At 70.0% G+C, this 13,256-nt stretch carries 11 protein-coding genes and 1 pseudogene; 7 read left to right on the forward strand and 5 right to left on the reverse strand.

Annotated elements, in window-relative coordinates; all coding sequences use genetic code 11:
- Window positions 1–153: 153 nt before the first annotated feature.
- The 3 genes and pseudogenes from JEQ17_RS45365 to JEQ17_RS45375 form a co-directional block, all read right to left on the reverse strand.
- Window positions 154–759 (reverse strand): hypothetical protein, encoded by a 606-nt coding sequence (locus JEQ17_RS45365; RefSeq protein WP_200400773.1) that lies wholly within the window; start codon window positions 757–759, stop codon window positions 154–156.
- 62 nt (window positions 760–821) lie between these two features.
- Window positions 822–2,726 (reverse strand): AMP-dependent synthetase/ligase, encoded by a 1,905-nt coding sequence (locus JEQ17_RS45370; protein ID WP_200400774.1) that lies wholly within the window; start codon window positions 2,724–2,726, stop codon window positions 822–824.
- A 149-nt stretch (window positions 2,727–2,875) separates the two neighbouring features.
- Window positions 2,876–3,703, reverse strand: a pseudogene (locus tag JEQ17_RS45375) (ThuA domain-containing protein); the annotation flags it as partial.
- A gap of 307 nt (window positions 3,704–4,010) precedes the next feature.
- Here JEQ17_RS45375 and JEQ17_RS45380 point away from each other — a divergent pair.
- A complete protein-coding gene (locus tag JEQ17_RS45380; RefSeq protein WP_200400776.1) occupies window positions 4,011–4,850 on the forward strand; it encodes an alpha/beta fold hydrolase in 840 nt (279 codons plus the stop codon).
- 7 nt (window positions 4,851–4,857) lie between these two features.
- Here the strand turns inward: JEQ17_RS45380 and JEQ17_RS45385 are convergent, their stop codons facing one another.
- Complete coding sequence (locus tag JEQ17_RS45385; RefSeq protein WP_200400777.1) at window positions 4,858–5,652, reverse strand: NPP1 family protein; 795 nt, start codon at window positions 5,650–5,652, stop codon at window positions 4,858–4,860.
- 184 nt (window positions 5,653–5,836) lie between these two features.
- On the opposite strand from JEQ17_RS45385, the gene JEQ17_RS45390 reads away from it, so the two are divergent.
- Together JEQ17_RS45390 and JEQ17_RS45395 are read left to right on the forward strand one after the other, a co-directional pair.
- The gene (locus JEQ17_RS45390; protein WP_200400778.1) at window positions 5,837–7,570 is read left to right on the forward strand and encodes a phospholipid carrier-dependent glycosyltransferase; all 1,734 of its coding nucleotides are present in this window, start codon (window positions 5,837–5,839) and stop codon (window positions 7,568–7,570) included.
- An 87-nt stretch (window positions 7,571–7,657) separates the two neighbouring features.
- Window positions 7,658–8,572, forward strand: coding sequence for an endonuclease/exonuclease/phosphatase family protein (locus tag JEQ17_RS45395; RefSeq protein ID WP_200400779.1), 915 nt, complete (start codon window positions 7,658–7,660; stop codon window positions 8,570–8,572).
- On the opposite strand, the gene JEQ17_RS45400 is transcribed toward JEQ17_RS45395, so the two are convergent.
- Window positions 8,542–10,299: an acyltransferase gene (locus JEQ17_RS45400; protein WP_200400780.1), complete on the reverse strand. Its 1,758-nt coding sequence runs from the start codon at window positions 10,297–10,299 to the stop codon at window positions 8,542–8,544. The genes JEQ17_RS45395 and JEQ17_RS45400 overlap by 31 nt on opposite strands.
- Before the next feature lie 213 nt (window positions 10,300–10,512).
- On the opposite strand from JEQ17_RS45400, the gene JEQ17_RS45405 reads away from it, so the two are divergent.
- The 4 genes from JEQ17_RS45405 to JEQ17_RS45420 all read left to right on the forward strand — a co-directional run bounded on the left by JEQ17_RS45405 (window position 10,513) and on the right by JEQ17_RS45420 (window position 13,224).
- Window positions 10,513–11,157: a DUF6629 family protein gene (locus tag JEQ17_RS45405; RefSeq protein ID WP_200400781.1), complete on the forward strand. Its 645-nt coding sequence runs from the start codon at window positions 10,513–10,515 to the stop codon at window positions 11,155–11,157.
- Between the two features lie 109 nt (window positions 11,158–11,266).
- A complete protein-coding gene (locus JEQ17_RS45410; protein WP_200400782.1) occupies window positions 11,267–11,884 on the forward strand; it encodes a dihydrofolate reductase family protein in 618 nt (205 codons plus the stop codon).
- Between the two features lie 160 nt (window positions 11,885–12,044).
- The gene (locus JEQ17_RS45415) at window positions 12,045–12,347 is read left to right on the forward strand and encodes an SCO4225 family membrane protein (protein WP_200400783.1); all 303 of its coding nucleotides are present in this window, start codon (window positions 12,045–12,047) and stop codon (window positions 12,345–12,347) included.
- Between the two features lie 70 nt (window positions 12,348–12,417).
- Entirely contained in the window at window positions 12,418–13,224 is an 807-nt protein-coding gene (locus tag JEQ17_RS45420) for an SDR family NAD(P)-dependent oxidoreductase (RefSeq protein ID WP_200400784.1), read from the forward strand.
- Window positions 13,225–13,256: the final 32 nt, after the last annotated feature.

The raw sequence follows: 13,256 nt of genomic DNA on the forward strand, positions 1-13,256 counted from the left end.
CACTCCCGGAGGGCAGCACGAAGAGACCCCCTGAGGGGCCTGGTGGTTGAATCGTTTTAATCGCTGCGAAAGTAAGTCTCTCGATCAAGAGGCGTCAAGAAGCGTGCACGACGCAAATTCCTGAGAAGAGCCGACGCTGAACGGCGGTGGGGCCTACCGGCGGGTCTCCTCCACGTCGCCGAAGCCGTCCGTCCGGCTCCAGCGCAGCCGGGTCAGCCACTCGGTCGAGTTGCGGCCGAAGGTCAGTTGCTCGCTGTCGCCCGACGCCTCGACCTTCTCCCAGCCGTCGAACTCCTTGGTGAGTTTCGTGTCCCACTTCGACAGGTTGTCGGTCCCGACCGCGGCGATGGACTCCATCGGCGGTTCACCGTCGGAGCAGTAGGGACCCCAGTTCGCGATCGCCGCGACCGTACCGCCGTCGAACGCCTTGAGCGTGATGCTCTGGCACGGGTCGGACTCGGTCGCGTACACCAGGTGGGGCTTGCTCCATGCCTCACCCGCGGTGTCCTGGTGCTGCTCCATGAGCCCGCGCTTCGCCGCGTAGTACATGCCTACGCGGCGCCCGTCGGCCCACTCGATCTCCTCGACGAAGCGAGCGTGCGACGGCGAGGGGCGGGAAGTGGGGGAAGCCTGTGCGGTGTCGGAGCCGGGCGAGGCGTCCCCGGCCCCCGCCTCCGTGCTGCCACAGGCCACGACGGCCCCCAGCAGGGCCGTCACCCCGGTCAACGCCAGAAGCCGGACCCCGTGTACTCGTCGCATGTCTGTCTCCCGGCCCTGACCACGTCAGGCGTCGTACGAATGGCTCAGGTGAACCCGGCGGCTCACCTGAAGACATTGTCCGCGTCGTCCCAGCTGTAGGGATCAGCGGGCGAGAGACTACGGGGGACTCGCGAGGACGACTGGTACATGGCCTCGATCTCGGCGGCGTAGCGCTGTGCGATGGCGTCCCTGCGCAGCTTCATCGAGGGGGTGAGCATGCCGTTGGCGAGGTCGAACGCCTCGGGGAGCACGCGGTACACACGGATCGACTCCGAGCGCGACACGGTGCTGTTGGCCGCGGCGACGGCGCGCTTGACCTCTTCGCGCAGGGCGTTCTCCTCGCGCATCTCGCGGTCGTGCACCTCGCCCGGTATGGCGAGGACCGAGCGCCAGTGCGCCAGGAAATCCGGATCGAGGGTGATCAGGGCTCCCACACAGGGCTGGTTGTCGCCCACGACGACCGCCTGATGGATGAGCGGATGGACCCGCAGACGCTCTTCGAGGGCGGCGGGAGCCACGCTCTTGCCGCTGCTCGTGATGACGATGTCCTTCTTGCGCCCGGTGATGCTCAGATAGCCCTCGCTGTCGATCCGGCCGATGTCGCCGGTGGCCAGCCAGCCGTTCTGCAGCGCGGCCCGGGTGCTCGCCTCGTCGTTGATGTAGCCCTGGAATACCGCGGGGCCCCGCACCAGGATCTCCCCGTCCTCGGCGACGTGGACCTCCATGTCGGGCAGGGGGCGTCCGACGGTTCCGAGTTTCTCCCGGCCCACGGGCTGGGCCGTAATTCCTCCGCTGGTTTCCGTGAGTCCGTATCCGTCGTGGACGAAAATCCCGATTCCCGAGTAGAAGAGGGCGAGTTCACGGTTGAGGGGTGAGCCGCCCGACACCGCGCCGCGGACTCTTCCGCCCAGCGACGCACGCAGCTTTCGGTACACCGTCTTCTCGTAGAGGGCGTGTTGAAGGCGCAGATCGAAACCGGGGCCAGGACCCGTTCCCAGCCGGTGCCGCTCGGAGGCCGCGGCGAAGTCCTGTGCCGTGCGGACCGCGCGCTCGAACAGGGCGCCGCGGCCCGCCTCCTGAGCCTTGCGCAGGAAGTTCTTGTAGATCTTCTCGAAGACGGACGGGACGGCGTAGAGGAACGTGGGGCGGAAGGACAGCAGGGCTGCGGACAGCGTCTCGTCGCGCAGATCCGGCACGTGCCCCATCAGCATTCCGCCGCGCATGCACAGCCCCTGGATCATGAGGCCGTACACGTGCGAGAAGGGCAGGAAGGCGAGGATGGCCGGCTGCTGCCCGGGGGGCGCCACCGTGTGGCCCCAGCCGGCCAGCAGGGTGTCGCAGGAACTCGCCAGGCTGCGATGGCTCAGGGCGCATCCCTTGGGAGGTCCCGTCGTGCCCGAGGTGTAGGCGATGACCGCGGTCGAGTCGGGCAGCACGATCCGGCGCATCGACTCGACGGTGGTGACGGGTACCGACCGGCCCTGCTCCATCAGGTCGGTGAGGGCCCCGGAGTCCAGCTGCCAGACGTGCTGCAGGGTCGGCAGCGAGGCGCACACCGAGCCGACCGTCATGATGCCCTGCTCGTCCTCCACCACGACCGCGACGCAGCCGGCGTCCTTGAGGATCCAGCCGACCTGCTCGTGCGAAGAGGTCGGGTAGATCGGCACGATCTCGGCGCCCACCGACCAGAGCGCGTAGCTCAGCACGGTCCACTCGTAGCGGGTGCGCGCCATGACGGCCACACGGTGGCCCGGGAAGATCCCGGCCGCGATGAACCCCCGGGCCACGTCCACGACTTCGTCCCGCAGCTCGATCGCGGCCACCGGTTCCCAGGCACCCGGAGCGGCGTCCGAACGGCGGGCCAGCTGGGACAGGGTGGGATCGCGTTCAGCCGTCTCGAAGAGACTGTCCGCGAGCCCTCCCTGCATCAATGGCGGAGCCGGTCTGACAACTTCCAAGGGGTGCATGTGCCGCTCCAGTAATTCCGCGCAGAGCGCCCCTCCGATGGAGTCCGGAATCGAGGCGTTCGAAATCTAGCCCACGGCGGCGGTGGGTGTAGTACGAACCGTCGAACGCCTGGCCTGATGTCGTTTCGGGAAAGAGCGGTTCAGGTGGTGCCGAGCCATTTCAGTCCGTCGAGCAGGAAGCGGTTCTGGGTCGCACTCGCGAACGTGGACGACAGCGGGGTGTTGGACGCGTAGTCCATCGCGTTGTGGCCGAAGTTCGCATACAGCATGCGGTACTTCGTGTTCGTCCACAGGATCGGGTAGTACCCGCTGTACCAGGTCTGATTGGGATCCGTTCCCAGTGGGAAACTGCTTGCGTCCACGGAGGCGAGGATCTTGATGTCCGGATTCCGCCGTAGGTCGTTGGACCAGCCGTACCACTCGCTGACGGACGAGGTGAAGGTGGCAGGGAGGTTCCTGGTCGAGGCGTGCGTACGGTCCTCGGTCCGCAGGACGGCGGTCGTCGGACCCCAGGTGTTGGACCTGAAGTTCCCGCTGCCGAGGAACTGCTGGTGGTACCAGGGCCACTTCTGCGCCTCGGTCGTGAACGCCGAGACGTGGAAGCCCAGCCAGCCGCCGCCCCCGCGCATGTACCGCTCGAAGCCCGCCCGCTGGTTGGCGCTCTGCGGCAGTTCGTCGAGGAACAGCACGACCTGGTACGCGTTCACGCCCCCGTTCGCCAGCAGGTTCCAGTCGGTGCTCGCCGTGTAGGTGAAGCCGTTCTCGGCGGCCCGGGCGGGGAACCACTGGTTGGCCTCGCGGACGAAACTGATGTGCGCGGCGTCCCACGTACCGCTGTAGAGGGCGAGCACCTTGAACGGGGCCGCCGCTGTGGAGGCCGCCTGCGCGGGCGGCGCCGCGAGGCCCAGCAGAGTGGCCAGCAGTACGAGGACCCGCAGTGCGACGCGCACCGGACCGGAGGATCTGATTCCGAGCATGGAACGTCCCTTCCTGTTCGCGATCGGTTCATGAGTGTGAACGTTGAGCGCATGGGTGGAACCTCGGCGATCGGTGAACCTAAAGGTCTGAACCAAGCTCGTCAAGATCTGAAGCGAGGACAGCAAGAAATCGCCCCACGCCCGAAAGGAGTTGAACGCGGTAGGCCCAGAAGAGCAGCCGGGAGGGCGGCGGACCGTCCCGCCGTGGACGGGCGCTCCGCCGCACCCGTCACTACGATGAAGGAGATCGTGGCGCCGCCCCGCGGGTCCGCGTGCGAGGGGGCCGACCGACGTCAGGAGGGCCGCCGTGAGCACGATCGCGGTGAAGTCCGCCCAGCTGAGGAGCGGGCCGGCGCTCCCCTATGCCGAGGCGGGCTATCCGGAGGGCCTTCCCGTGGTCTTCGTGCACGGCCTCGCGGACTCCTGGTGGACGTTCGAACCGCTGCTCAGGCAGCTCCCCGCCGCGGTGCACGGATACGCCCCCACGCAGCGGGGCCACGGCGACGCCGAACGGCCCGCCGACGGCTACCGGCCGGAGGACTTCGCGAACGACCTGGTGGAATTCCTCGACGCCGCGGGCATCCCTCGTGCCGTTCTGGTCGGGGCGTCGAGCGGAGGAGTGGCCGCCCGGATGGTCGCGGGCAGTCATCCCGACCGGGTCGCGGGCCTCGTCCTGGTGGGCGTCCCGGCGACGCTCGCCGACAAGCCCGGAATCACTGCACTGTGGGAGAAGGTCCAGGCCCTCGAAGACCCCGTGCCGCGCGCCTTCGTGGAGGACCTCCTCGGCGACCTCGCGTCCCGGCCGCTGGGCCGCGGACTCCTGGCGACGATGGCCGAGGAGAACCTCAAGGTGCCCGCACGGGTGTGGCAGGAGACCATGCGCGGCCTGCTGGAGGCCGACCTCGCGGCCACACTGCGGGGAATCCTCGTACCCACACTCGTGATCTGGGGCGACGCGGACGGCGTGCTGCCGCGCGCCGACCAGCAGCTGATCCTCGACGCGATCCACGACTCGACCCTCATCGTGTACGAGGGCGCCGGGCACCTTCTGTACTGGGAGGAGCCGGAGAGGGTCGTCCAGGACGTCGTCGGCTTCGCCGCCCGGGTCCTGCCGGCCCGCCCTGGCGGGGGCGGGCCTTCCGCGTGACGTCAGGTCAGGCGTTGGGGTCGAACGCGATCCCGGACGGCTTGGCCGAGGACAGGTGCGAGTTGAACGTGCTGTCCTTGATGCCGAGCGTGGCACTGCCGAAGTTGTACGCCGTCAGCGTGTCGCGCACCCCGGCGGGATAGCCGTTCCAGCCGACCAGCGGCGGGTACTGCCAGGTCCCCTTGTGGTTCTCCGGCGGCTCGTCGCCGGCGGTCGCGGCCCGGAAGCAGTGCGTGCTGATTCCGTCCTTGTGGTAGACGATCTTCGGGTGCGTCCCGTCCCAGCGGATCGCCGAACGGTTGTGGACCGTGAACGAGCCGTGGTTGGACGTCGAGACGTACTGGGCCACGTTGTTCTGCACCCAGACCACGACGTGCTCCCAGTCGTGCCGGTGCCCGCCGATGCTGCTGCCGGCCAGCGCCTGGTCCTTCTCGAAGTAGAGGGCGTACACGATCGCGCACCAGCCGTTGTTGCACTTGGAGCGCGAGTAGCCGTTGGTGTTGTCGAGGTCCGAGGCGTCGCGGCACTGGCCGTTGAGGGCGCCGCTCGGGTTGAGGCCGCCGTTGACGGCGCCGCCGGGGCCGATCGCGGGCGTCGAGTAGCAGCCGTCCGTGTCGTAGTCGTAGGCGGGCTGGAACGTCTGGTCCAGTCCGTCGGCGTTGGCGGGCAGCGCGCCGGGCGGGGCCGCCAGGGCGGTGGACGGGAAGACGAAGACCAGAGCGGCGGCGCCCGCGAGGACGCCGAGTGACCTCCGGCGCAGACGCCGGGATCCGGAAAGCTTCGATGCGGGACTGCCGTTCAAAGTGTCCTCCTGATCGGCCCTGCGCAGGCCAACGCCCTTTGTGACATGTGCAGTTCAGAGTCCCGGGTTTTCACTCGCGTGCCAAGAGGCCGCAGGCGTCACATTGGTTAAGGACCGCCCAACACTTGGGCCTCGCGTCGGGAAAGAGCGCCACGGAGGGTGGGGATGATGGGAAGGTGGGCCCATGAGCGCGCCGCGGATCACCGGGCTCGACGGTGACGAGCACACCGCGCCCGACCTGCCCACACCGACGGCAACGGGCGGGTGGCCAGGCAGAACCGATGGACTCAAGCGCTTTCTGCGGCACCGGCGTTCGCTGTACGTGCTGGCCGTCGTCGCGCTCCTCGCCCAGATGGCGTTCGCGATGGTCACCACGGCCGTCCAGCAGACCCCGACCATCGACGAGCCCGTTTACGTGGCCACGGCCGAGGTCTACCTCAAGGAGCACAGCCTCCGTTACAACCCCGAACACCCGCCCCTGGGCAAGCTGATCATCGCCTCCGGGCTGGTGTTCACCGACGCGCACCTCGACTCCGGCTTCGTCGGCAGCCAGATGGCCCTGGGGCGCAGCGTGCTGTACGAGTCGGGCAACGACCCGGAGCGGATCCTGCTGTGGGCCCGGCTCCCGGTGATCGGGCTGACGCTGCTGTTCGGACTCGTCGTCCTCGCGTTCGCCCGCGATCTCACCGGCCCGGCGGGCGGGTTGGTGGCCCTCGCCCTGTACGCGTTCTCACCGGACGTCATCGCGAACGGATCGCTGGCCACGCTCGACGTGCCCGCGGCCGGCTTCCTGCTCACCTCCGTCTGGCTCCTGTGGCGGGCACGGCAACGGCCGTACCTTTTCCTCCCCCTCGCCGGGGTGGCGCTGGGCGCGGCCGTGGCCACCAAGATGAGCATGCTCGCGGTGGTTCCGGTCCTGATGCTGCTGGCCGTCCTGTCGTACTCGTGCGCCCGCAGGACACCGGGGCTCGACGCACGCGAACGGATGCGCGTCCTCGCGTACGGCGCCGCGGCCGCCGTCGGCATGGCCCTCGTGGCGGTCGCCGTCGTATGGGCCACCTACCTCGTCGTCGACCCGCGGCTGCGCTGGGCACAGCCCGAGAACGTGCCGGACATCCGCGGGATGCGCGGCCGCATCGCCGCGTGGCTGCCGTTCCCGGAGGCCTACCGGGACGGCATGCGCATCCAGTTCGGCTTCGAGTACGACATCTGGCAGGGCTTCCTGTTCGGCCGCCTGTACGAGGGCTCGCTCTGGTACTACCTGCCGGCCGCGCTCCTGGTGAAGACACCGCTCGGCATGCTCGCCCTGTGGCTCGCCGGCGCCGTCGCGGTCCTGGCACTGCGTCGGCTGCGGCCCGCGGCACCGTACGTACTCGTCCCCGCGGGCCTGCTCCTGGCCGTGTCCATGAACGGCGCCCGCGACCTCGGCGTCCGGTACGCGATCTTCGTACCGATGTTCGCGGCGGTCGCAGCCGCCGGGGTCACGCTCCTGCGCCGCCGGTGGGTGTACGGCGTGACGGCCGCGCTGGTGTGCTTCGTGGCCGTCAGTTCACTGCGGACGTTTCCGTACTATCTGCCGTACTCCAACGAGGCGTTCGGCGGGCCGTCCAAGACCCATCTGCGGCTGCACGACTCGAACGTCGACTGGGGCCAGGACCTCGGCCGCCTCGGTGATCGCCTCCAGCGTGACCATCCGGGGCAGCGGGTGTGGCTCGTCTACAAGGGCGCGGGTGTGCCCTCCTACTACGGAATCAACGCGGCCAACCCGCTCAAGGCCCCGCTGGGCGAGGTGCACGGGCTGCTCGTCGTGTCCAACTCCTCGGCGGCCAAGGCGGACGGGCGGCTGGCCGCGCTGCTCGACACCAGCACACCGTTCGCCGACGTCGGCCACTCGATCACGCTCTACCGACGCCGCTGATCGCCCAACTGCCATGGGGGACTGCGCCATTCACATCTGACACTGTGGCCCAACCGGGTCACAGGTTACGACGGTATCTTCGATGTCATGACAACGCGTCGTACGAGGAGACGCGGCGGGGCCAGGGCAATTGTGCTGGCCCTGTTGTGCGTTCTGGTGGCACTTCCCGCGGGCAGCGGTGCCACCCCCGACGCGGCCGCCGCACCCGAAGTCGCCGCCCGGGCGAACGTCACCCCGGGCCACTACGTCGGCACCTTCAACATCTACGGAAACATCGGCCATCGAGGCGACGCCGGCGACTGGATCAAGGAAGAAGCCGACGCCATCAGGGCTGTTGGGCGCGGCGACATGGGCCGCTGGCTGTTCATCGGCCTCCAGGAGGTCTGCGAGGCCCAGGGCGAGCGGTTCGCCCGGGAGTTGGGCCTGCGCAGCGCCTTCATCGACACCGGTACGGACTGCGCCGACGGCCAGCCGTACGGCAACGCCATCCTGTTCCACTCGGCCACGAGGATCCTGCCACCTGCCCTGCTGCCGAACACGGACAACAGGGGCGGGGAGCGGGGCATCATCTGCGCCGTCGTACGCGCTGCCGGACACCAGGGCCCCACGGGACCCCAAGTCACCGCGTGCAGCACGCACTTGACCGTCGGCGAGACGAAGGACCGCGAACGGGAGGCCCAGGCCGCGTTCATCCGCCGCGGCTGGAAACCGGACGGCACGCACCCGCTGGGTACGGACGGCCCGCTCGTCATCGCCGGTGACCTCAACGCCGCGCCCGACGCACCGGAGTTGGACGTCATGTACGACGGCATCGAGGCGAGCGGCCCCCGCGAGTCGGAGCCGCCGTACGCCTTTCCGACCTACGAGGACGGCCGCAAGCTCGACTACCTGTTCGTGTGGGGAGCGCGCGGCGCCGCTCGCTGGGCCGACACCGGCACCCGCCCGACCGCCCACTCGGACCACGACTTCTACTACAGCGAGTTGTCGATGGGGATCGGCTGAGCAGGGATCCGCCGCGCGGGTGATTGGGCGGCCTCCGGGCGGTGGACGCCGCGCGGCCGGTAGCCCAGCCGGTCCGCCACACCCACCAGATCGGCCAGCAGCCAGATGATCGCCAGCCACATCTCGGTGCCCTGGAGACCCGGGCCCCGACCGGGACCCGAACCGCCCTCGCCGGCCGGGCCGAACCCGAAACCGGCCCCGTCCCGCCAGCGCTCCATCGCCTGGACCAGCTGTTCCTCGGCCCAGGCCCGTGCCTCGGCCGTACGGTGGCTGGTCTGTTGCCCGGCGAGCCACAACGGGTGCGCCACGTCCAGCACATTGCACGCGTTCTGCCGGCCCGCCGCGAACCAGCGCGGATCACCGCCGTGCGCCAGCACGGTGTCCACCACCCGTTCCGGGTACGGCACTCGCAGCCCGAACTGCGCGAACGAGCCGCGTGTCAGCCGGTAGTAGCCGTTGACCAGTTGCAGTCGGCCCGCGGCGGGCGAGGCGGCCTCGCCCCACATCCCCGTCCAGGGATCCACCCGGGTGCCCAGCCAGCCGAACAGCGCCTCCAACGCGCCGGGCGCGCCTGCCTCGGCACCCAGTTCCAGGTTCCGGTGCGCACCGGTCGCCCAGCAGTCCACCCACGCACCGGCCGACCACGCCCGGGTCCGCCACGGCAGCGAGTCCAGGCGCGCGACTAGCCGATCGGACGTCATACGCCGTACGACGTGGACCGGGTGGGCGAAACGGGAGCCCAACAGGTCCAGCGCGTAGCCCACGGACAGCACGTGGTAGTCCGCGGTCCCGTCGTCGATCCAGCCGTCCGGCGCCGGGGCGGGCAGCACACCGGGGCGGCCGTCCGGGGCGAGTTCGGGCACGAGTCCGCTGTCGGGGTCCTGCAGAGCGCGCAACCGCTCGGCGTGTTCGGCGGCGGAGAGTTGCGGCGGATGCGAGCGCAGGAGGAGATCGGCGATCTCGACGGCGTCGCAGTGCGCGCGGACGGTCTCGGGTGCTCCCGGCCGGTCGCTGTAGCGGCCGGTCCCCGCATTCCAGCTACGAGTGAGGAGGTCGGCGGCCTGGCTCCGGGCCCGGTCCGCGAAGCGGGCGACCGCGTCCCCCAGGCCGTCCGGGCCGCCCTGCGGCACCCCGCTTCCGGATGGCGTGGACCCCTGACCCCGGCGGTCGCGCAGCGGGCGGGCCGGGTTCCCGGCGGCGACCGTCCACGGCGGCAGATCCTTGGTCACGACGGCGCCCGCGCCCACCACACAGTGGTCGCCGATCGTCACCCCGTCGAGGACGACGACGTGCGAGCCGATCCACACGTCGTCGCCGACGGTGATGCCCTTTCTGGTGAGGGCCTGCCGGTGCACGTACTGGTCGGGAGTGAAGCCGTGGTTGAAGCCGAGCAGTGAGCTGTGGGCGCCGATCCGCACACCGTCCCCGAGGGAGACGCGGCCCCGCACGGTGGCGTACGGATTGACCGAGCAGTCGGCGCCGGCCGTCACTTCGCCGGTGACGTACGCGTGCCCGGCGATGTAGGAGTTCTCGCCAAGACGCAGCACGTCGGTGAACACCCCGGCGGCGGGGGAGACGTAGGAGGACGGGCCGAAGCTCGCACCGCCGTCGGCCAGTCGCTTCTGCAGCGCTGTCTGCGCGGCGCGCTGCTCTTCGGAGGCACGAAGGGCGAAGTCCCAGGGGCAGTAGTCGAAGTAGGAGTCGTCCACCGAGCTTTCCGAGTTCATCGCACGCGAGTCTAGAGAGCGCTTACTGTCCCGGCAATCCCTCTGCGACCCGTCCCGCGGCACGTCCTGCCGCCGGTCCCACGGCCGGCCCCGCCAAGGGTCCCGCCGCCGGTCAGGGGCATGGCGGTCGTGTCAGCGCGGGCGTCGGCGGGCCGGGCCGTACCGTGGCCACCGCAAGGCCGGACTCCGAAAGACGAAACACCTGGTGGCGTGATGTGCTGGAGCGCGACGGCCGATCTCGTGGCGGGCTGCGGCATCGCCGCCGTCGGAGTCGCCTGCGTGGCGCGGACCCGCAGGATCGGTGACCTTCCGCTGGCCGGACTGCCGTTGCTGCTCGGGGCTCATCAGGTGGTCGAGTCCCTGGTCTGGCGTGCCGGGGGAGGCACGGGACCCGCCACCGTGGCCTGGGCGGCGATGGCGCTTCCGCTGCTGGCGGTGTGGGTACCGGTGGCCGTGCTGTGCGCGACGCCGCGAGATGTCCGTCGTCGGCTGATGATCCCGCTCGCCGCAGGTCTCGCCACCGCGGCGACCCTCTCGTACAACCTCGCCACCCACTCCGTGACCGCCGATATCCGCGGTCACACCGTCGGATACGCCATCGATCTGCCGCAGGCCGAAGTGCTGGTGGCGGGCTACCTGCTGGCCACGGTCGGCTCCCTGCTGCTCTCCGGCGACCGGATCCTTGTGCTGCTGGGCGTTCTGGTCGCCGTCGGCGCGGTGGTCTGCTGGGCTCTGTGGGAGCTGGAGTTCGTCTCGACGTGGTGCGCGTTCGCGGCCGTGTGCTCGGTGGTGATGTACGGCTGGGTGCGCGGGCGGTCCGTGTCACCGGGCGCTCCCCGTGTGACGGCCGAACGGTGACGGCGAGGCGTGGCAGCGGCTTGCCGGGCACCGATGAGTTTCGGCGCGGCGCACAGTCGGTACTGGCCGGGGGCGACGAGCGCCTCCCACCGAGGAAGGGCGGTTCACCGTGAGGCTGATTCTGCAGGAGTTCCTGTCGCTGGACGGCGTGGCGCAGGGCCCGGGGTCCCCCGAGGAGGACACCAGCGACGGGTTCACGCGGGGAGGCTGGCTCGTGCCGCACCTGGACGACGCGTTCATGCGGATCGTCACGGGCTGGCTCGACGAGGCGGACGGGTTTCTGTTCGGCCGCCGCACCTACGTCAACTTCGCGAGGGACTGGCCGAAGATGAACGACCCGGACGACCCGATCGGCACCAAGCTCAACGGCCTGCCGAAGTACGTGGCCTCGCACAGCCTGACCACGGCCGACTGGGACCCGACCACCATCCTCTCCGGAGACGTGCCGGCCCAGGTCGCCGAGTTGAAGCGGCAGCCCGGCCGCGAACTGCAGATCCACGGCAGCGCTCGCCTGGGCGCCTCCCTGCTGGCCGCCGGGCTGGTCGACGAGGTCCGCCTGATGATCGCGCCGGTGGTCGTGGCCGCCGGCCGCCGCCTGTTCCCGGAGAACGGCGCGCCGTCCGGGCTGCGCCTGCTGCACAGCGAGACGACACCGAGCGGAGTGACGTCCCAGATCTACGAGACGACGGGCCTGCCCCAGTACGGCACCTTCGAGTCCGGCGCCTAGACCCCGTCGGCGCGGCGGTGTCCCGGACACGGTGACTCGGTGAGTACGTGCCCCGCCGACCTGAGTATGTGAACTCATGCCTCACCGGACCCACCCGAAGAGACTGGATGCAGCGGGGAGCCGGAGCGGCCGGAACCTCTCGTACGAGGGAGCACGCACGATGAGTTCAGTCACCGGGGGCCAGACGTTGGGCGCTCCTTTCGGCACCTGGCCCGCTCGTCTGTATCTCGCGGTGTCCGCCGCGCTGATCGTCTGGCTGGCCGTCGTGTCGTCGCAGCCTCAGGGGGACGCCTCCTTCGCCGCCGTGATCCCGATCCTCTTCACGGCCCCGACCAGCCTGCTGGCCCTGGCGATTCCGGGCGGATCGGTGGCCTGGATGTATGCCGTACTCGCCGCGTCCGCCGTGGCCAACGCGTGGCTCATCGACCTCGTCTGGCGGCGGCTCAGCAGCCGGAGGGGCTGATCGGAAGGGCTGACCGGAGGGGCTGATTCGCCCCTGCTACGGCCGGTGTCGTGATGCGTATGCTCGCCCGATGACCGGACAAGAGATCACACAGGGGAGTCACCGGGGCCTGCTCGCAGGCCAGGTGGTCATGATCACGGGTGCGTCCAGCGGTATCGGCGAGGCCGCGGCACGTCTGTTCGCGGAGGAGGGCGCGGCGGTCGTCCTGACGGCCCGCCGCGCGGAGCGGTTGAACACGCTCGTGGAGGAGATCGGCGCGGTCGGCGGGCGGGCGCTCGCGGTTCCTGGCGATGTCGCCGTCGCTGCCGACGTCCGCCGCGCGGTCGAGGCTGCCGTGGAGCACTTCGGCGGTCTCGACTCCGCCTTCAACAACGCGGGTTACGCCACCGTCGGCACCCTCCTGCACGAGACCGACGACGAGGTGTACGACCGCACGATGGACGTCAACGTCCGGGGCGTGTGGAACTGCATGAAGTACCAGCTGCCCGTGATGCTCGCGTCGGGCAAGGGCGGCTCCATCGTCAACACCAGCAGTACGGCGGGCCGTTACGCGACCGGTGCCTCCGTCCCGTATGTCGCGTCCAAGCACGCCATCCTGGGGATCACCCGCGCCGCGGCGTCCGAGTACGGGGAGCAGGGCATCCGCGTCAACGCGCTCGTCGTCGGTACGACACGCAGCGAGATGATCGACGAGGCCGTGCGTCAGTACCCCGACCTGGAGCAGGCGTTCATCGCCCCGCAGATCCAGAAGCGCATGGCCTCGCCCCGGGAGATCGCCGAGGCGGCGGCCTGGCTGTGCAGCGACCGCTCGTCGTTCGTCACCGGTGTGGCGATGCCGGTGGACGGCGGCATCTCGGCCCAGGCCAAGGCCGGTTGAGCCCCGCGGATCCGCCCGGCCCGCACCGGCGC

The sequence above is a fragment of the Streptomyces liliifuscus genome, assembly GCF_016598615.1.
GTDB lineage: Bacteria > Actinomycetota > Actinomycetes > Streptomycetales > Streptomycetaceae > Streptomyces > Streptomyces liliifuscus.